The sequence below is a fragment of the Limnohabitans sp. DM1 genome, assembly GCF_001269385.1.
Lineage (GTDB): Bacteria > Pseudomonadota > Gammaproteobacteria > Burkholderiales > Burkholderiaceae_C > Limnohabitans_A.
The window spans coordinates 1-18,115 of sequence record NZ_CXOO01000050.1; the positions used below are offsets into that span (position 1 = coordinate 1).

An 18,115-nucleotide genomic window follows, 5' to 3' on the forward strand; every position below is an offset into this window, starting at 1 on the left:
GACCGTGAGCGCGATTTGGCCGTTGCCGAGGTGCGTGCCGACGAAATCAAAACCCGCGCCGCCCAGCTCACCGATCAGCTAAACGCAGCAACCGCACAAAATTCACAGTTACTGCAGACCATCAAGGAAATGCAGCAAGCTAAGAATCAAAACGGAAAGTAACGACGGGTTTGCGCATCCCAAGCGGCGCGCGGCGGCCTTGAAGGTGACCACTTATGGGGGGAGCCAGCCAAAGGTTGCCATTTATGGGGAAAGCAAACCTCAAGGTGACCATTTATGGGGCGAGCCATCCAAAGGTTGCCACTTATGGGGGGAGCAAACCTCAAGGTGACCATTTATGGGGCGAGCCAGCCAAAGGTTGCCATTTATGGGGAAAGCAAACCTCAAGGTGACCATTTATGGGGCGAGCCAGCCAAAGGTTGCCATTTATGGGGAAAGCAAACCTCAAGGTGACCATATATGGGGCGAGCCATAACCAAAGGTGACCACTTATGGGGAGAATGCCGACCCGCTGGAGATGGTTCAAATCACGTCATTGGACACTTCGCTTCTCCTTTCGAAACTCAGCAGCGCACTGCGTATCAACCCCCGACCAAATACCGACCTTACGCGTTTGTGCGTCTTCGAGTGCCGCCCGGGCTTGCGCTCGGTCAGTCGGATCAGCCTCGTGTTCAAACCTGGGATCAATGCAGCCGAACCCGGCCTTAAGCATCAAGGGGGCGACATTAGCACCAGAGAGCGTTCGCACGATGCACACGCTGCGGCCATATCGGTCAGATTTGTAGCAGTCGCAATGCGCGCCGCCCAGCGTGAGCATGCGCAGATGATCAGTCGCCCGCCGACTGAAAGGTTGGCCAACTTCAGGCGCGTCAAACCCGGCTAGTCGCACGCGCACCAGCTCACCGCCCCGCTTGAAGTTGAAGGTGTCGCCGTCTGCAAAGCGAATCGGCTTGCAGATTTCCTCGGCCATCGCGGCCGTCGGGTTGAACAGCACCAGGAAGCAGCCAATGCTGACCACCGCTAAAAACACGCGACGCCGCAAAGCGAAATACCCGGCCATGACCAACGCCGCCAGCATGACGAAAAGTGTGAGCGATGTTGCGACAAGGTTTATTTGTATCTCGTTTTGCATTTCTTCATGCTCTTTTGATTCATGCAGTCGATGCGCACGATTTGATGGTTATGGGTCGGGGAGGGGAGGGCGGGAACGTCCGCATGATGGCATCGGATCTGTATACAAAAATGGCATGTTGACATGCTTTAGAGCGCTGAAATTTCGATGATTTTGCTTCGATGCGGCCCGTCTGCTGGATGGGGGAGATGATTTTTTAAATAATTGACCGCTACTTTGCATTGATCGCAGGCGTTCCGCGTGCCAGCACTTATGGCTGGTCGTGCTTGAGAATGGAGCTCCTGCATGGCAAGAAGCAGATGCTCAAAACCACATTGTTTTCAATAAATGCCGAAGTTTAACTTCCTGTTTTTCTATAAAAACAGTGGTAAGATTTCATGAAGCTGAACTTCCGGAATCTCCAATGAAGGCAATCCTCCACGCCGAACCCTCCTCGGTTTTTTCACGCCTGCAGCAGTTGGGCTTGACCGAAGCCGCGTTGCGGCGCGCGGTCATGGCTGGCTACATGGCCAAGACGAACTGCACCGATAACCACCCCCCGCTGTTCCCGCCTATCGCGGCGTGGAGCGAAGCCGTTCGTACGCTGCGTGATGTGCTAAAGCCAGAGGGCTGGGAGCGCTTCAACGACCAGAACTCGCCTAAGACAGTTAGTCCCGACGGCTCTATATCAATCATCGTCTCAACCGGCAACGAAGCAACAGGTAATCCGCATGCTGAGCCCGCTACGACCTCATCAAAGGGACCAAATACCGCGGGGGCCATAGAGATCAACCGGAGTTTGCAGCTTTACTTGCCGGGCATGGAGCTACCTGTGCCACTTCAAGACGAAGACGAGAAGGTGACGACGTGGATCTTGCTGGCACACCATGCGAAGAACGAGCTGCGTGCAGAGCTGTCGTTGCCGCTGGACGTCGCTAGCGATGGCCGCGTATCGGTTTGGCAAGAGCGGATCATCTTGCGGACCCAGCCGCTTGATGGGGAGCAAGTGGTGATCACACCTCCTGTCCAACCTGACATCGACGTTGCGGTTCGGCGGAAGGCATGAGCTACGGTGCAGAGTTCAACCCGAACCGCTTAAGCCTTGCTCGTAGACGTCGAGGGCTTACAAAAAGGAAGTTGGCAGAGCTCATCGGCGCGGATGTACGGACGGTTATTGCCTATGAGAGCGGAGAGTACAAGCCTGAAAAAGAAAGACTTCTCGCTCTATCTGAGCAACTGAATTTCCCGGTGCAGTTTTTTGTCGGCTCGGACGTACAGGAGGTGACACCCGACGTTGTAAGCTTCCGGTCCATGTCGAAGATGACCGCCGGTCAGCGGGACGCAGCGCTCGGCGCTGGTGCGGTCGCACTTATGCTGAACGACTGGATTGAGCAGAGGTTCGAATTGCCTGCGGCGCAGTTGCCAGACCTCAGCCACGAGGCCAGTCCTGCGGCGGCGGCAGCCGCACTGCGCCGTATTTGGGGTCTCGGTGAACTGCCAATCAAGAACATGGTGTATCTGCTTGAAGCGCGTGGCGTCCGGGTATTTTCGCTTTCTCTGGACACAGCCCACGTTGACGCGTATTCAATGTGGCATGCCGCTACGCCTTTCGTTTTCCTCAACACGATGAAGTCATGTGAGCGCAGCCGCTTCGATGCTGCACATGAACTTGGGCACTTAGTCCTTCATCGTCATGCTGGCCCTAAAGTCAAGGACGCTGAGCGCCAAGCCAACGAGTTTGCATCGGCGTTCCTCATGCCGGAAGGAAGCGTTCTGGCCAATGCGCCTGTCATGGCCACAGTGGATCAACTGATTACACACAAGGTGTTCTGGACGGTATCTGTCGCAGCGCTTGCCTACAGGCTGAAAGACCTCAAGCTGGTCAACGATTGGCACTATCGATCGCTGTGCATAGAGATGGCGCAACGTGGGTACCAAAAGTCTGAGCCTAATAGCGCGCCGCGGGAGACGTCACAGGTCTTCCAAAAGGTATTCGCTGCGTTGAGGGAGGATGGCATGACGCGCGCTGATATCGCCGCCCAACTATCCGTACACGTCAATGAGCTGGATGAGCTGGTATTCGGCTTAGCACTGACCGCACTGGTAGGTGACACGCGGGCGCTGAGCCGCCCGCGACGGCCAGTGCTGCAAGTGATCGAGGGTGGGCGCGAATAGGCCGCGCAAGTGCTTAGGCTCAACGATGACCAGACTCGGCATGGCTGCTTGTTGGGCATAAATGATGCTGGCCATGATTTCCTCACTGAGTACCCCCTTGAGCTGGGGGATGCTCGTGGCGCCTAGCGTTCTGTCGGCGACATAGTCTTGTTTCCGAAGATGGCCGCCGACAAGGCGGAGAGTCAAAGCGACATAAGAAACTTCCTGAAGGTAAATTAAACAACAGAAAGAAAGTAAATGAGAACGGCGTGAGCTTCCCTTGTCGCTCCTACCAACCCTCGTTGAGCCGTTCTAAAAGCTCTGTCCTTGCCAAAACCTTGGAACAAAGCTCCCACCGTTCTTTCCCAGGGTCCACACTTTCACGGGTCTGGTAACGAATTTCAAAGGCGTTTTTGGCTGCCTGACGGCGCTCGATGTACTTATCGAGCTCTTCATCCATCAGCTCCTGGTCCTCAATCCACTCATCGTCCAGGGTATCGGGCAATGAGCCAAAGATGTCGAACTTGTCCTTGAGGCGGCTCGACAGAACGCTGTAAACCTTCTCGTCGCGCGTGTCGGCATAGACCAGGTTCAGCATGTCAACCGTGCGTCGCGCTTGGCCAAAGCGTTTGATACGGCCCAGCCGCTGCTCGAGCTTGCTGGGGTTCCACGGTAGGTCGACGTTGATAAGGGTGCCAAGGGTCTGCAGGTTCAAGCCCTCACAAGCCGCGTCGGTGGCCACCACTATCTTAATTTCGTGCCGCTTGACCGCGCCCTTGATGTACTCGCGCTCAATCGTCGAGAACTCTTCCCCCCTGAACAGACCACTTTTTCCGGCGCCAGCGTATACCGCCACCACCTGGTCTGGGTGAGTCCTCGCAATCTCAGACGCCACCCACTTGGCAGTGTCGAAGTATTGGCTGAAGATGATGCAGCCGTGCTCAGCCCAGGTCTTGTTTTCGGGGGCAGGTCCTGTGCGATGCTCGACCAGGAAGTAATTGACCGCGGATAGCTTCGGGTCTCTAGCCTCCTGCCGCCCGAGCTCAGCCACGATTTGCCGCAGGCAATCAGCCTCCTTGTCGGTCAGCGAGTCCAGGGCATTTTCCAACCCTTCTAGCTCTTCCTCATCCTCGATAGTTCGCTTGTCAAGCATCATCTGGGCCGTGGAGCGTCCGGCAGCGAAACTGGAACAGATGCGCTGCAGCAACAAGTTCTTCATGAAACCCGCAGCCTTGGTGCGCTGGCTCAGCAGTGCGGTGAACTCCTCTGCCGCTTGGTAGGCCATATTGAATGGGTGGTTGGTCATCAAACCGATGCCATCCAAGGTCAAGCCGGGGTATGAGCCCAAGGGTGCCTTAGGGTCAGGGTGTACATCGACCTCTACGCGCTCCAGCAGGCCCATGTCCTCGAGCACGTCTCGACGGCGCAGCACGGTGTGGCGCAGGATGGGATTGTTGTTCTTGAAGAAGTCCTTATCGCTGGCAATGTCCTCCAGAGTCATCTGAGAGGCAAAGTCCAGGTCGTGGAAGTTCAGGTCACTGAAGTGATGCGCGTCGGCCAAGTCCAGTGTCATGCGCAGGCTCTTGAGACGCTCATCTTTTTCAGTGCTCGGCGGCAGCGGTGTCTTCAGCAGCTCCCAGACGTCGGCCGGATTGGAGAAGGTGATTGCACCCTTGACGATGGGTAGCGCATCATCGCAATTGCGCCATTTGCTGGTGAACTCTCGGCCCATGACGAAGCCTGCGCCTTCATTGAGCAGGTTCAGCAAATCCCATAGCTCAGCCACCTCGGTTTGTATGGGGGTGGCGGTGCCAATCACCATGTGCTTGGTGCGCTTGGCCAGCCTGGTCATGAAGGTCAGCAAGTTGTTTGGCTTGTATTCCTTCTTGCTGATGCCACGGCTTACGCGGGCCTTGTGGCCCTCGTCCAGCACCACGGTGCCGTAGTAAAGGCTCAGCAGCTCGTCACACTCATCCGCCTTGTGAAAGATGAGGCCCTGAGAGACGATGGCAATGGCGCTTGGACACCTCTTGATGGCAGCTGCCCCCTGGGTGTTCTTGATGATGTGGCCGTGCTCGTCCTGCCAGCATTTACGGTTGGACAGCCAGACCGCGCTGGGTATACCCAAGCGGTCCTTGAGTTCTGTCTGCCACTGGAAGGTCAAAGTCGAGGGGCACAGGATGAGCACCTTGCCATCACCCAGGAGGGATGCGACCAAGGCCGAGCCGGCCATAGAAAGCGTTTTTCCGACGCCGACCTCGTCGGCCAGCAGCAGCCGGACCTTACCGTAAGTCTCACGATGCTGCAGGAAGATGGAAACAAATGCCCGTTGCCAGGGCTGCAGCATCTCACCCGCCCGGTACAGCGGGCTCTCGACCATGGCAGCGCCCGGCACATCTTCTGGCTTGAGCTCTTCAAAACGCACCTCGTGGCGCTTGGCCACGCGCTCAACCTCTTCGATGATGGCGTCGGGCAATGGGTAGCTGTCAGCCCACAGTGCCTCGAACTCCTCATCCACCCAGGCTACAGCCTCGGGGGAAGGGTCTTCCCACAGGATTTCGTAGTTGTCAGCAAAGGCACTCTTGGACTCGTTGATAGAGCCCATGAAGCTGGTCTTGCTGCCATCGGCACGCTCGATGACACCCGCCTTGCCGTGCAAGAAGACTCGGTCTTTTGGCACCACGCGCACCTGTACGTTGCCCTTGCGCAGCAGCTCATAAAGCTTGCGGTACTTGTCGCGGTACAGCAGGGCCTCGGTCGCGGGCGACACCTCGTTCCAGGTCTCTTTGAGGGCCGCCTCGCGGGCGGCCTGTGATACCCGGATATCCGCGATGTCCAGTTCGCTGTTGCAGACAATGCGCACGTCCGGGATGTCGCCGATTTCTTCCCCGACCAGCTCGAAGATAGAGCTGCGGAAGTAGCCTGCAATACGTCGGTAGGATACGGCCCCCTCCAGGCGCTTGGCCAGGAACTCCTTGTCCAAACGCTGCCTACGAGAGCTGAACCGCTGGATGCCACTCATGGCGTTACATCTTCTGGTTTTCGATGCCGTCGGCCAGCACGCGTGCGGCAGAGGCTTCTTCCGGACGCATGGTGTCGACCTTCTTGCTGATGAACCGAGCAATGGTGACCAACATGTCGCGTGACGAGTAAAACGCTCCTGGCTTGAGGTTTTGCTCCAGACCTTTGAGCACATCATCCAGGTCCTTCTGCGCCTGCAGGTCCATCAGCGCGTAGAGCACGGCCCGGATTGGTGTCTGGTACAGCTCCGACGACTGGTTCATCTCTGTCCGACCAAAGTCCTTGGCCGACTTCAGAGCTGCCTTGTTGGCGTTTTCGCTAGCCATCAAGGCGCTGAAGTCACGCACAGCGAAGGCCTTGGCGAAGTTCTGGTAGTTGTCCAGCTTGTTCAGACCGTGGGACTCCTGCTCCAACATCTTCAAGTAGAAGCGCTCGGCCGGCTCCAGGTCATGCCAAACAGACTCGTCCAAGCCCAAGGGAACGAGCATCTTGTTGGCAGTGTCGGTGGCGAAATCAATCAAGCCCTCCACCAGGGTCTTCTGACCGGACACGCGCGGGCGTAATGCCTCTTGGGCCATGTCTTTGCCGTCAATGATGCTGTACTTGGTCAGCACCTTGAGCGCTGCGGCATAGCCGGCCATCTGCAGGTCAGCGTCCTCGAACAGGTTGCCATCCTTGGCACGCTTGCTGTCAGCCGCGACCGTGTCGTTCATGCCGGTCAGTCGCTTGATTTGCTCTGCAACCTCCTCTTCCAGCTCATAGGCCAGGTCGGTCTGGTTGGTTCGCTTGGCACCAAGGCGTTTGCGCAGCACCAACAGGATGGTGCCTTTCACGTAAGAGCCCTCACGCAGCGCGGAGTCTGTCTCTGTCACGAGATACCACGCCGCTGTGACACGCAAGCCGCTGGCCCACACGATGTTGGCCATGTCGGCCCAGATGTTGCCGTCCTGGTGCGTGAACATCAGGACCTGAAGGCCGTTGTCGGGCATGCACTCCGCCATGCGCTTATAGGCGGCGACCATACTCAGGCGGAAGTCGTGGTCTTCGCCCTTGACAGCTAATTCACGGCGGGAGTCCCACGTCCAATGAGAAAATTCAGCAGGTGTCTTCTTGCGCAGCCACCCGATGAAAAACTCCAAAATTTCTTCGTACTTGACGGCATCGCCGTAAGGAGGGTCCGTGACGAAAATGTCGCACGGAGCCTTCAGTTCTCCTGAACTGTGATTCCGTACGTTAGCTTCACCCTTTCCTTGGATAGGGGCGCTTTTGAGAGACTTATTGAACACCACAAACAAGTCACTCGATGCTCGACAGCCATAGTTGTAAAAGGTATTGAGCGCCTGGTTATAGAAAACGTTGGAAGCACCATTGGATGCTCCTCCAATCTGACGACCAGAGCCGTCTTTTGCAACTCTAACTCCAGAGGTGGTCCACCTGGTCAACTTGCTCGAATAATCAAGCATGCCCGCAAATAGAACAGCCAAGGCTGGGTTTACAACTCGTTTTCTAACTAGGGCCAATACGATGAGCTGCCTCGCATTGAAAAGATGATGCCAATACGTCCAACCGCGAGTGCGTATGGGCTCGTCGGTTTTATCACCTGTCTCTATGCGTGTGTCAGGCACTAATCCCTGCTCTTGCCACTCAGCTAGGTGGGACCGCACGAATTCCGTAGCCCGCATTTCTCGGTCTAAGTCGGCCTGAGTAACGGAACGGAACTCGGTAATTGCCCTTCCAGACTCCCCCTCGGGAAGCTCCTTTATCCACTGGATTGCATATAGCCGCTCATTGAAGATGTCGTCACCCCTGAAAGCAATATCTGACTTGTCCCACAGTCGTAGCCGGTTTCTTTTCACTGACTTCTCATCGACCTTGGTGGTGAAGTCGCCACGGATACTGGCAATGCTGTTGACGTGCTCGACACCGTTTACAACATGAACAACATTACCTTTTCTATAGGTGCCATTTTCAGCAGCCGCCATCTCCTTTGCAGTAGCGTCACATACCAGTTCAATGTCGTAGCGCTTTTGGGCGGTAACCGGTACAAGCTTTACGCAGACCGATTTTCCCTTGCTAATTACAAGTGTCGGCAGGACCGGTACCTTCCAGCCTGATGACGGACAAATCACTTCTAGGCAGTACAGATAGGCCTTGCCGCGCCAACCTTCACCATCTTGCTCGATACCTAAAGAGTCAATTTCAGCCTTGACCTCTGCTATAAGTTCGGCTTGCTCTGTTTCTAGTTCAAGCCGACGTTCTGGGCTTGCTCCGACGATGTTGAATGCGCCCCAAGTCAGCATGCAAGCCACTGGGTTCAAGTCAGAGGCGTAGACATCGCAGCCCAGTTGGGCTGCGGCAAAAGGAATCTGGCCTGACCCGGAGAAGGTATCCGCTACCGTGGGCCGATGACCGAACCGCATGACCCCCAGCTGTTCGACCAGCTCTGGGTAAGAAAATGCGTTTGTTCCCAAGTGCTCATTGACTCGGCCCCAAATGTGGGTCGAAATCTCGTTTGCAACCTCTTCGGCCCTTTTGGCATCGGTAGCGAGGTCATGGTACGTGTCGTACTCAAATGTGAGTGCCGACACTTCATGCTTCATAGTCTCGGAAATATCGGTGCGCCACTTCAACCGAGGAATCAGCTCTTTGCCTTTTTGGACGTAGGGGTAGTCTTTGAGGTCAAAAGGAGCGCTCTTGGGCAGGACGCACTCTGGGGGGTCAACCATAAAGTAAGCGCGGATATCTTCAATTTTGGCGGTTCTGACGATGTCGGCAGGTTTGATCAACCCCAAACGTTTGCTCATGGAAACATCATCCATGCCCATCAACAGCTCAAAGACCTCCAGGTCTGCCATCGGGTCGTCTGTTGCGGGCAGAAGAGCTGCCAGCACACAGGCGCGGTTGAGAACCAAGGGCTTGCGTCCCTTCCAGTAGCTGCCCAACGCGGTCAGAGTCTGGCCGGAGCCGGCCATACGCTCCTTGAAGACATCGATGGAAAGCTTCTGAACCGGCAGTAGGCTCTCTATCAGTGCAGGAGCGTCCTTCAAGCTCAACGCTTGAACACCCGACGGGTGAGGGGTTGTGGTGTAGTCAACTTTCGGAATGGTCGTGACAGCGGAAGAAGTCATTTTTTCGGGTCGTTTAGTTGAAAAAGCCTGCGTGGGTAGCAGGCTCAAAACAGTTGGAGAGTCGTCGGTGCATCGTCTGCGGGGCGAATCGACCGGGCTTTCTTGTTCTCAGCCTTGCCACTGGACAGCGCGTGGTACAGGGCTTTACGCCAACCAGCGTCCTTGTCCTCAGCGAGGCCTGCCTCAGCCGCGGTTTGGCTGAACAGCCACCAACGCTCTTCAGGCTTCAAGGCGGCCCACTTGGCTGCAATGGCTTTGCACTCATCCACGCTGTTGGCATGCTCAGCCGCCCAGGCCAGCACGCAGAGCTCCTTGCCCAACATGCGGTCCACCTTGTTGTCGCCAGTGGTCCAACGCGGGGTGGCCATCTTCCTGGCCTTGAGCCTAGTGGAAAAGTCCTTTCGAGCCGTCTCAGCGATGGCAGACCAAAACCGTCGAGGTAGCACCAAGCGCGTCTCCCTCGGGGGCACGCCGTTATCGCCACCCTTGAGGCCGTAGTCCTCAATGATGGTGACGTCACCTTTGGCGGCCGCAGGAATCTCCACTCGGAAGATATGCGCGCCAAAGGCTGCTGCTCCAAAGCCCTCGACCAAGTCGGCGGGCTTCACGTTTTTGGTTTGGCTCATGTAGGGGTGTTGAGAGGGTTACTGAGAAAAGTCGTTTTCGTTGAGCTCAAAGCCCACCTTGGCAGCCAAGTCCAGCAGGTCTTGACCGGTCTGGAACTGGAAGCGGTGAATCTTCAAGCTGATAGGTGCGTCAGCAGGCAGGCACGCGCCAATCTGGTTGAGCACGCTCTCCAGGTAGGCACCGTCAGCAGGGGTGTCGCCCATAAAGAACTGCACTACCGCAGGTGTGCTGCCTACGACAGCAGCCACCTTCTCCACCGTCGCGTGACGGTCTTTGAGCAAAGCGACAACTTGGTAGGCATCCTGACGTGAGCCCAGATTAACCATGCGGGTCAGGCGTGCTGGCTTGCTGCGGTCAACGACCACTTCACGCTTGCCACCACCACCGCCACCGTCGCCTCCTTTTCGGGCACCGGCGTACTCAAATCGCTCTTTGGCTTCAAGACCACCCCCTTCAGCAAACACGAGAACCCGGGCAGCCTTGTCATCAAGATCTATTGGGCCGGTGTAGTCGATGCCATTGCGCGGCTCCGAGCCGTCTAGGGTGTATTTCAGACTGGCCGCAGGGGCCACCATCAGCTCCAACCGGCGAGTGCCGTTGTCCAGCTTGGCTCGAACGGAAAGTTTGTTGGTCCAGGTGAAAACGTCACCGGTATCGAACTGTCCATTTGGGTCCACTGCCAAGAACTGGACGCGGTAGGCCTTGGAACGCAAGGTGTCGTCCTTTAGGGCCGGGCTGGAGGTGCTGACCACACCGTCTTCGACGTAGTGGATACGAGCGCTGGGGCCCGCGTTGAGCGCGTTGACGCGCAGTACTACCTCGCCGTTGTCGTTCGGTGTGGTGTCGGCGACAACTTGAACAGAAGTCTTCTTTTTGGCAGGCGTGTGCGAGACGTGGCCGTTGCCCAGGTCTTCCCAGACCCCACGCTGAACGGCGAAGGATTTAAGCATGTCCAGGCCTTTCGGCGGCATCCAGGGCATCTTGGCCCGCTGCTTTTCCCGAGCGACAGCGGTCGCCCAGTCAATCGAAACGGAGCCCTCGTTCCACAGGTTGGTCTCTGCGTAGTCGCGCAGCGCATCAAAGTCAGCGTCAACGTCCAAGAACAGCTTTCTCGGGTGGGCCGTCAGCGTTTTTTCGATTTGCTCTTCGCCATCGAAAGGCTTGCTGTTGTCGCGTTTGCTGTCCAGCGGCTTGACCTTGAGCTCAGGCGCCTTGTCGCCAACCTGAGCCGGGTAGATAACCTTGTCGAACACGCCGAGGATGGTGCTGTAGAAGTCGTGCGCAGCTGACTCCTTCTTACCCAAAAACTCTTCGTACTGAGCATGGGACTTCGGAATCTTGACCTCAGCCTTGAGCGTCGCATAGCTCTTGCGGGCAGCCTGCTCGATGCTGGCCATCTGAGTCTTGTCGCCAGTCAGCACAAGGAGATTGTTCTTCTCAGGCAGCTCTGCGAAAAACGCGTCCAGCTGCTCGGGAGGCATTTTGGTAGCTGGGTCGATGATGAGCAGCACGCGGTTGCGCTTGACCTCAGCGATGACTTCGTTAAGCTTCGGCAGCGCAATGACCTGACTGTAGGCAGTCTTGCGCGTGGCAACAAACATCTCTTTCAGTCGGGCCTTGATGAGCTCGTCAATCTGAGCCTCAGGCGCTGTGGCTGCAATGCCCTGCAGCATTTTGGTCAGGTTTTCCTGACGGTCGAAGTACAGCTTCGCGTCCTGGTTTTGGTGCAGGTACCAGCACTCGGAGAGCATGCTCTCAATTGCCGCGTTGTACTCCACCACAGACTGCATCGGCGTGACCACGCACTCGAGCACTTCTTCACGGCTTAGTCCCTTGACGGCATTTACCGCTGTGGACAGGCTGGCCGTGAACAACAAGTTGGCCACTTCGGTGGCGTTCTTGTTGCCGTTGGATGCGTCAATGCTCTGAGCGTGAGCCGAGAAGTTGACGTCCCACAGGTCTTTGGAGATGACGTCGTTCATGCCAGAGATGTCAGCCAGCTTGCTACGGACATCGGTGATGCTCAGGTCGAAGTGCTGTGCGCCAATTAGATAGACATCGTCGGCCTCGCGCTCCCAGACCGACTTCAGCAGTCGAGACATCAGCTCCATCAGACCACGGGTCTGCTTGAACTGCTCGTTTTCCTTGAAGAGGGCGACCAGGTCTTTCAGGCGAGGGTGGAACGGATAGGTGTGGACGATTTCATCGGCCAGCGCTTCAGCGCCACGAGCAACCACCTTCGACTTAGTGGCCTCTTCCAATGCTTGGCCATAGCGAGCCGCCAGGTCCTGGATTTCTGCCACATCGGGCAGCTTGATGAACAGCCGCTTGCGCAGAATGTCGTAGACCTCGTTACCTGCCAGGTCCACTGGGGTGATGGCCTTCTCTTGGCGGCCCAGCTCTTTGCGGGCATCAAGCAGCGCGCGCTCAATCAGAGCGCCACCTTGGGCGTACGAGGCATCCAGGTCAGAGACCACCACGCAGACGTTCGAGAGCTTGCCCGCAGCGCTGAGCATGTTGGCAAAGGCTCGGGTGGCAATGTCAGCGACAGTGCCGGTGCCCGTGGCGCGCGTGCCCAAGTACTGAAAGTATGGCGGCAGTTCGTCCAGGAGGATGAGCGTGGGCTTGTCAGACTTGAGCAGGTTGGTCCAGTCAACTTCGTCGGGCGCCTCAGGGCCAGAAACCCAGAACCGCTTGAACGCTTCGCCCAGGCCCAGCTGGTGAGCGATTTCACCCCACAGGTAATGTTGAGGGCTGTTGCGGCCGTTGAACGCCACCACGCGGGCGTCCGAAAAGGCGTCGATGTGAGCCACATCAGCGCAATACTTTTGACGCAGGTCCTTGTGCTTGGCTGCCAGGCCAGTGCCCACAATCAAGTGGGTCTTACCGCCGCCCATGGCTTGCTTGAGGTGAAAGACAGCGTTGGACGACTTGCCGGCCAACCGCTCGATGGTCCCGCGCAGCAGGTCCCGCATACCTGCGGTGATAAAGGTCTTGCTGTAGAAGGTCTCGCCGTTGCCTTCGTCTTGAATCAGCTGGTCAAGCTGTTCGATTTGGTCGCTGACGTCAATTGACAGCGCATTAGGGGCCAGTTGGCAGGCCTGCTTGACGGTTTTCACGAGGTGGTCTTCCCTGTTTCGGTGGTGAGGTTGTTGACGCCAATGGCGATGTTGTTCTTCTCGCAGTACTCAAGAATGAGGTGTTCAACCATGTTCGAGGCCGAGCGGTGTTCTTTGGCAGCGGCTTCGCGCAGCAGCGCCTTGGCTGAGGGCGTTATCCGCAGACCCAGTTGTTCGGTTTTGACGTCGGCCATGTACGAGAGGGTAGTAAAACAATGTCATAACAGTGTATAGCGGCACTCGTTTAAACGCTAGAGCTGTTTCCAAAGACGGGCTGAAGAGGTTGTTTCAGAAAGTGGGGATGTGATTAAAGTCGTCCAAATGGCTTTCGATGTATGGGGTCGCTGTAGAAAACGGAATTTAAAGCACTCTAAGCCGAGGAATCATTCAGGGTCAGTATTTGACGCACAGACTTTAATGTCGCAAAGGGAATTCTTATGTTCCTTATGAGAATATGAACATTCAAAAAATGCTATGATCGCCACCTTAAACAACCGAAGTCATCATGAACGACGAGTCAAAAATCACAAGCGTCACCAACATTTGCATCATTCTTTTGCGTGAATTACGTGTCGAGAAAGGCGTCCATCAAGCGCAGGTCGCCGACTGGATGGGAAAGACGCCAAGCGCATGGACCAAAATTGAAGCTGGCAAAAGTCCACTTCAGTTTGAAACTTTCATTCGGGTCTGCAATGGGATGGCGGTCAGAGCATCCAATGTGATGACTACCGCAGAGCTGTATTCAACCCTGCTGAACCAGAATGGCTGGGCAATTATTTCCACGGAATTTGACATCGCGGAAGATGACCTGCTGCGCCAGGCGCAGCAATACTGGGCATCCGCAGGCTGTCGAAGTGGGGGAACGAACCGTTGGGGCTACGCTTCGGTACTCAATGGCCCCCTCTATCAGTTGAACAACACAGTCAGCTTGGCTCCCGTGTTTCAGTTTGCGCTCGATGCTGAGTTTCGCCAGTCACAACTGAACTACCAACCCATTACATCGAACGGTTTTTGAAGCACACAGTGACGGAAAACACATGATTTCCATCGCCTTAATGGCGACGCCGATTTTTCGCCCTGAAGGGTCTGTAAATGCATACGGAAAACCAGGTCGTAATGAGTTCGCGCCAAGCGGACAGAGCGAACGTGCCCATCCGAGACCCGCCCTTAGGCCGAAAATGACGCATGGTCACGCCAAGCGGCGCCCACGGTTTATCGGCTATTGCTCTCAGAGGATTACTATCGACATGTCAGGCCAAAGTCCGCAGCAGTGATCATCATGTCGACATTCTCGAGAACCACAAAAGGTAGTTATCACCGTACAGCTGGAAGCCCGTGAGGAAGAAGCGGAAGGCAACCGCCGTTGGCAACTGCGCTAGTGGGCTGAGGCCGAGGCAAAGGGCTTTCGGCAACGGCGAGGCCGCTTGGCTCGGACTTCCTCGACTAAGGCGGCCAGTCGAGGGTCACATCTGGTCGGCAACCACGCGGAATGACGCGTTCACAGCGCGCGCCAGTGACTCGGCACCAAACAGTAGTTGACCAGCGCGATTTCCTTTATGGCCACAACGCTACCTCTCTTAAATGCGTGGGACAGTTCTTGCGCCCCAGCGTTGCCGTAATAGTCGAGGGCGTGGACTACCTCAATCACAGCCCTACTTTCTCAAATAGCCTCTTTAGCCTGGCTTTGCTCTTTTCACTGATTTCATCGCTCTTATCAAATTCCTCCACGCTCATCTTCTGTATCGGCCCGTCCTCCTTTTCCACGACCAACACAATCTCCAGCTCTGACTTTTCTTCAGTGCTCAACTTTCTGTATTCACCAGACCCTGATGGCCACCCAAATTCCCCCACTTATGGCCACCTCAAACTCCCCCACCTGAATTGATCGGGGACAGGGTCTCAACGCCGACACCGTCGGCACCTGTTGGCAGGACGCATGTTCTGGCCTTCCTCGAAGGAAGGCCAAGGAGTGAATGTCTTGAAACCCAACCAACGCGCCACGGTGATCACACTGCTGCAGCGCAACACGCCCCAGCGCGAGATTGCCCGCATCACCGGCATCGACCGCAAAACCATTCGCAGCTACCACACCCGCTGGCTGCTTGATCCTTCAAACTCCCCCGAGGTGGCCACCGGCTCTGAGACCGTGACCCCTCAAATTCCCCCACCCTGGCCACCGGCTCTCGTTTCCACTTCCTCCAGCCTGTGCGAAGTCCACCGCGTCTTCATTGAGGCCCAATTGCGCCTTCGCCGCAACGCCACCGCCATCTTCCAAGACCTGGTCGATGCCCACGGCTTTACCGGGGCCTACAACAGCGTCAAGCGCTTTGTGCGCGCTTTGCGCCACAAAGAGCCCGAGCAGTTTGATCGCCTGTCCTTTTTGCCCGGCGAGGAGATGCAAGTCGATTACGGCGAAGGCGCACCGACCTTGGTGCCCGGCACCGATCGCTACAAGAAGCCGCGCCTGTTCGTCGCCACACTGCGCCACTCCCGGCGCAGTTTCCGCCGCGTGGTCTGGAAGTCCAGCCAACAAGTGTGGGCCCAGCTGTACGAGCAGGCATTTCGCTACTTTGGCGGCTGCCCCCAGTACGTGGTGCTGGACAACCTCAAAGAGGGTGTGCAGAGGCCCGATTTGTACGAGCCTGAACTCAACCCGGTGTATGCAGCCATGCTCGAGCACTATGGCGTGGTGGCCGACCCCGCCCGCGTGCGCGACCCCAACCGCAAGGGCACGGTGGAGCACGCCATCGGCCACACCCAAGCCACCGCCTTGAAGGGCAGACGCTTTGAATCGATCGAGGCCCAGAACGAGCACTTGGAGCATTGGGAAACGAGTTGGGCCGCCAAGCGCATTCACGGCAGCGAGCGCCAACAGGTGCAGGCCATGTTCGAGGCCGAACGTGCGCACCTCAAGCCCTTACCCCTGCTGGGCATGCAGTACTTCACGCAAGGCGTGCGCACCGTGTGCGACGACAGCTGCGTGCGGGTCGATCACAGCAGCTACGCCGCACGCCCTGCGGCCATCGGCTCCAAAGTGCTGGTGCGCATCTTTGAGCGGCGCATCGAGATCCGGGATGTGCAAGGCGCTTTGCTGCGCACACATGCCAAAGCCGAGCGGCCAGGCTCGGTGGTGCTGCCTGCGGATGAGCGGGTGTTCAACCCATCACGCGAGACGCGGTTGATCCTTGGCCAGGCCAAAGAAATTGGCGAGCACGCCAGCCGCCTGTGTGAGCTGATGTTTGCAGCCGAAGGTCGGGTGGGCCAAAGAAAGCTGTGGGGCATCGTGGGATTGACCAAACGCTACCCGGCTGTCTGCATTGACGGCGCCTGTGCCCAAGCCTTGGCGCAAGGGGTCTACAGCTACAAACAAGTCAAGGCCTTGGCCGAGCGCTTGTTTGCCGATGCCATGGCGGCCATGGACGAGGAATCCAACATGGCCAGCTCAGTGCACGCCGACACCATGGCCCTTGAAGGCACTTTGGTTCAACAGCACGAGCTGATCCGCCAGACCGACGAGTATGCAGATTTGTTCACCCACGCAGCCCTGGTTGCCAGCGCTGTGGTGGCCAAGGCCATGGATGAGAAAGCAGGAGGCCAGGCATGAACATGACCGAGATCGACAACGCTTTGCGTCAGTTGCGCCTGTCGGGCATGCAGCAAACCCTTTCCACCCGGGCGATGCAGGCCCAGGCCAGCCAGGAGCCGTTTTTGGAGACATTTGCTGCCTTGCTGCAAGACGAGTTGGAGCGGCGCAGCTCCGTCCTGATGGAGCGCCGCTACAAGCGCTCAGGGCTCGATGAGAAGGTCTCATTGGCGGATTTGGACTGGCGCTTTAACCCCAAGATACCCCGCGCTGCATGCTTTGAATTGCACACCTTGAAGTTCATCACCCAAGGGGCCAATGCACTGATTGTGGGCAAACCGGGTACAGGCAAGAGCCATGTGGCCAAGGCGCTGGCGTACCAGGCCACGCTGCAAGGCTATGACGTGCGGTATTTGGAGGCGGACACCGAGTTTGCGCGGTATGCGCTGGCGGGCAGCCAGGACAGGGCGAATTTGCTGCGGGAGTGGGTCAAGCCGGATTTGCTGATCGTGGACGATTTGTTTCTGGCCAGGCGGATCACGGCGGAGGCAGCAGAGGCATTGCAGGCCATCGTGCACCAGCGCTACAAGCTGCGCCGCGCCCTGGTGGTGACATCGAACCGGGTGGTGCAGGACTGGGGCAAGTATCTGGGGGATGCAACGATGGCCAGCACGATTTTGGACAGGCTGATGCACCGCTGCGTGATGTTGGAGTTTGAGGGCAAGAGCTACAGGCTCAAGGAGGCGGCTGCTCGCTTGGCCATCCTGCCTGAAACGTCATAATCTGACTGCGCTGCCTGGGGGAATTTGGGGTGGCCACGGGTGGGGGAATTTGGACTGGCCATCAGGGATTTAAAGGCCGTTATCGTTCTTTTTCCATTGTCTGAAACATAGATGGCACCACCGGTGAGCTCGGAAATGCCCCTCAATGAAAAAGCAAACTTCGCCGACGTGGCGGGTCCATCAATTGATCTGGAGGTCGAGGTAGATAACTGACTACACATTTGGAACGTCCACTTTTGTTGGTGGCAGGCATCACTTTGGTGTCAAAACAAACGAACGTTTACGGGGTGAGAAATCACCCCGTTTTTTTTGGGTGCGCCCAGCATGGGCGCACACCTGCGGGTGCAAGTCCCGCTGCGAGCTGGTCACAGTGAGCAAAGTGAAGCGCAACTGCGTGAGGGTGACCGAGCGTGGGAAGGAAGCGTGGAGCGTAAATCGCGAGCCGATGAACAAGAACCGCATAGAAGGCGCTGCCAAGCAGGGCGAGCAGGCCCATTACTGCAAAGCTCTTGTGACCAAGGCGAAGTGGCGTAAATGCGGCGGTTGTGCGATGAAGGTGTGCGACCCTTACCTGGGGAGATCTCGCCTTG

General features: G+C 56.9%; 12 protein-coding genes. 5 read left to right on the plus strand and 7 right to left on the minus strand.

Annotated elements, in window-relative coordinates; genetic code table 11:
- Window positions 1-532: 532 nt before the first annotated feature.
- Complete coding sequence (locus AMM33_RS17945) at window positions 533-1,132, minus strand: thermonuclease family protein (protein ID WP_090142646.1); 600 nt, start codon at window positions 1,130-1,132, stop codon at window positions 533-535.
- A gap of 403 nt (window positions 1,133-1,535) precedes the next feature.
- On the opposite strand from AMM33_RS17945, the gene AMM33_RS17950 reads away from it, so the two are divergent.
- Window positions 1,536-2,177 (plus strand): hypothetical protein, encoded by a 642-nt coding sequence (locus AMM33_RS17950; RefSeq protein WP_090142647.1) that lies wholly within the window; start codon window positions 1,536-1,538, stop codon window positions 2,175-2,177.
- Window positions 2,174-3,286 (plus strand): XRE family transcriptional regulator, encoded by a 1,113-nt coding sequence (locus tag AMM33_RS17955; RefSeq protein ID WP_090142648.1) that lies wholly within the window; start codon window positions 2,174-2,176, stop codon window positions 3,284-3,286. Before AMM33_RS17950 ends, AMM33_RS17955 begins: the two co-directional genes overlap by 4 nt.
- 268 nt (window positions 3,287-3,554) lie before the next feature.
- Here the strand turns inward: AMM33_RS17955 and AMM33_RS17960 are convergent, their stop codons facing one another.
- The 5 genes from AMM33_RS17960 to AMM33_RS17980 are packed head-to-tail and all read right to left on the minus strand — an operon-like array spanning window position 3,555 to window position 13,354.
- Window positions 3,555-6,287, minus strand: a complete 2,733-nt coding sequence (locus AMM33_RS17960; RefSeq protein ID WP_090142649.1) for a phospholipase D-like domain-containing anti-phage protein — start codon at window positions 6,285-6,287, stop codon at window positions 3,555-3,557.
- A gap of 4 nt (window positions 6,288-6,291) precedes the next feature.
- A complete protein-coding gene (locus AMM33_RS17965) occupies window positions 6,292-9,414 on the minus strand; it encodes an anti-phage-associated DUF1156 domain-containing protein (RefSeq protein ID WP_090142650.1) in 3,123 nt (1,040 codons plus the stop codon).
- 44 nt (window positions 9,415-9,458) lie between these two features.
- On the minus strand, window positions 9,459-10,040 hold the full coding sequence (locus AMM33_RS17970; RefSeq protein ID WP_090142651.1) for an anti-phage-associated DUF3780 domain-containing protein: 582 nt from the start codon (window positions 10,038-10,040) through the stop codon (window positions 9,459-9,461).
- 18 nt (window positions 10,041-10,058) lie between these two features.
- Entirely contained in the window at window positions 10,059-13,160 is a 3,102-nt protein-coding gene (locus tag AMM33_RS17975; RefSeq protein WP_090142652.1) for an anti-phage-associated DUF499 domain-containing protein, read from the minus strand.
- Entirely contained in the window at window positions 13,157-13,354 is a 198-nt protein-coding gene (locus AMM33_RS17980) for a type II toxin-antitoxin system antitoxin (protein WP_090142653.1), read from the minus strand. The genes AMM33_RS17975 and AMM33_RS17980 overlap by 4 nt, the downstream gene beginning before the upstream one ends.
- A gap of 311 nt (window positions 13,355-13,665) precedes the next feature.
- Here AMM33_RS17980 and AMM33_RS17985 point away from each other — a divergent pair, with 311 nt between their 5' ends.
- Window positions 13,666-14,175: a helix-turn-helix domain-containing protein gene (locus tag AMM33_RS17985; protein WP_228768221.1), complete on the plus strand. Its 510-nt coding sequence runs from the start codon at window positions 13,666-13,668 to the stop codon at window positions 14,173-14,175.
- A gap of 629 nt (window positions 14,176-14,804) precedes the next feature.
- On the opposite strand, the gene AMM33_RS17990 is transcribed toward AMM33_RS17985, so the two are convergent.
- Window positions 14,805-14,966, minus strand: a complete 162-nt coding sequence (locus AMM33_RS17990) for a hypothetical protein (protein WP_194945547.1) — start codon at window positions 14,964-14,966, stop codon at window positions 14,805-14,807.
- 130 nt (window positions 14,967-15,096) lie between these two features.
- Between AMM33_RS17990 and istA the strand changes: the two genes are divergently transcribed.
- Both istA and istB read left to right on the plus strand, forming a co-directional pair.
- Window positions 15,097-16,764, plus strand: coding sequence for an IS21 family transposase (gene istA / locus AMM33_RS17995; RefSeq protein WP_228768222.1), 1,668 nt, complete (start codon window positions 15,097-15,099; stop codon window positions 16,762-16,764).
- The gene (istB, locus tag AMM33_RS18000) at window positions 16,761-17,525 is read left to right on the plus strand and encodes an IS21-like element helper ATPase IstB (protein ID WP_090142655.1); all 765 of its coding nucleotides are present in this window, start codon (window positions 16,761-16,763) and stop codon (window positions 17,523-17,525) included. The genes istA and istB overlap by 4 nt, the downstream gene beginning before the upstream one ends.
- The last annotated feature ends 590 nt before the right edge of the window (window positions 17,526-18,115 follow it).

Bases quoted from the DNA above. Each gene is read 5' to 3' on its own strand.
- AMM33_RS17945 (WP_090142646.1), bottom strand. From the start codon at position 1,132: ATGCAAAACGAGATACAAATAAACCTTGTCGCAACATCGCTCACACTT.
- AMM33_RS17950 (WP_090142647.1), top strand. From the start codon at position 1,536: ATGAAGGCAATCCTCCACGCCGAACCCTCCTCGGTTTTTTCACGCCTG.
- AMM33_RS17955 (WP_090142648.1), top strand. From the start codon at position 2,174: ATGAGCTACGGTGCAGAGTTCAACCCGAACCGCTTAAGCCTTGCTCGT.
- AMM33_RS17960 (WP_090142649.1), bottom strand. From the start codon at position 6,287: ATGAGTGGCATCCAGCGGTTCAGCTCTCGTAGGCAGCGTTTGGACAAG.
- AMM33_RS17965 (WP_090142650.1), bottom strand. From the start codon at position 9,414: ATGACTTCTTCCGCTGTCACGACCATTCCGAAAGTTGACTACACCACA.
- AMM33_RS17970 (WP_090142651.1), bottom strand. From the start codon at position 10,040: ATGAGCCAAACCAAAAACGTGAAGCCCGCCGACTTGGTCGAGGGCTTT.
- AMM33_RS17980 (WP_090142653.1), bottom strand. From the start codon at position 13,354: ATGGCCGACGTCAAAACCGAACAACTGGGTCTGCGGATAACGCCCTCA.
- AMM33_RS17985 (WP_228768221.1), top strand. From the start codon at position 13,666: ATGAACGACGAGTCAAAAATCACAAGCGTCACCAACATTTGCATCATT.
- istA (WP_228768222.1), top strand. From the start codon at position 15,097: ATGTTCTGGCCTTCCTCGAAGGAAGGCCAAGGAGTGAATGTCTTGAAA.
- istB (WP_090142655.1), top strand. From the start codon at position 16,761: ATGAACATGACCGAGATCGACAACGCTTTGCGTCAGTTGCGCCTGTCG.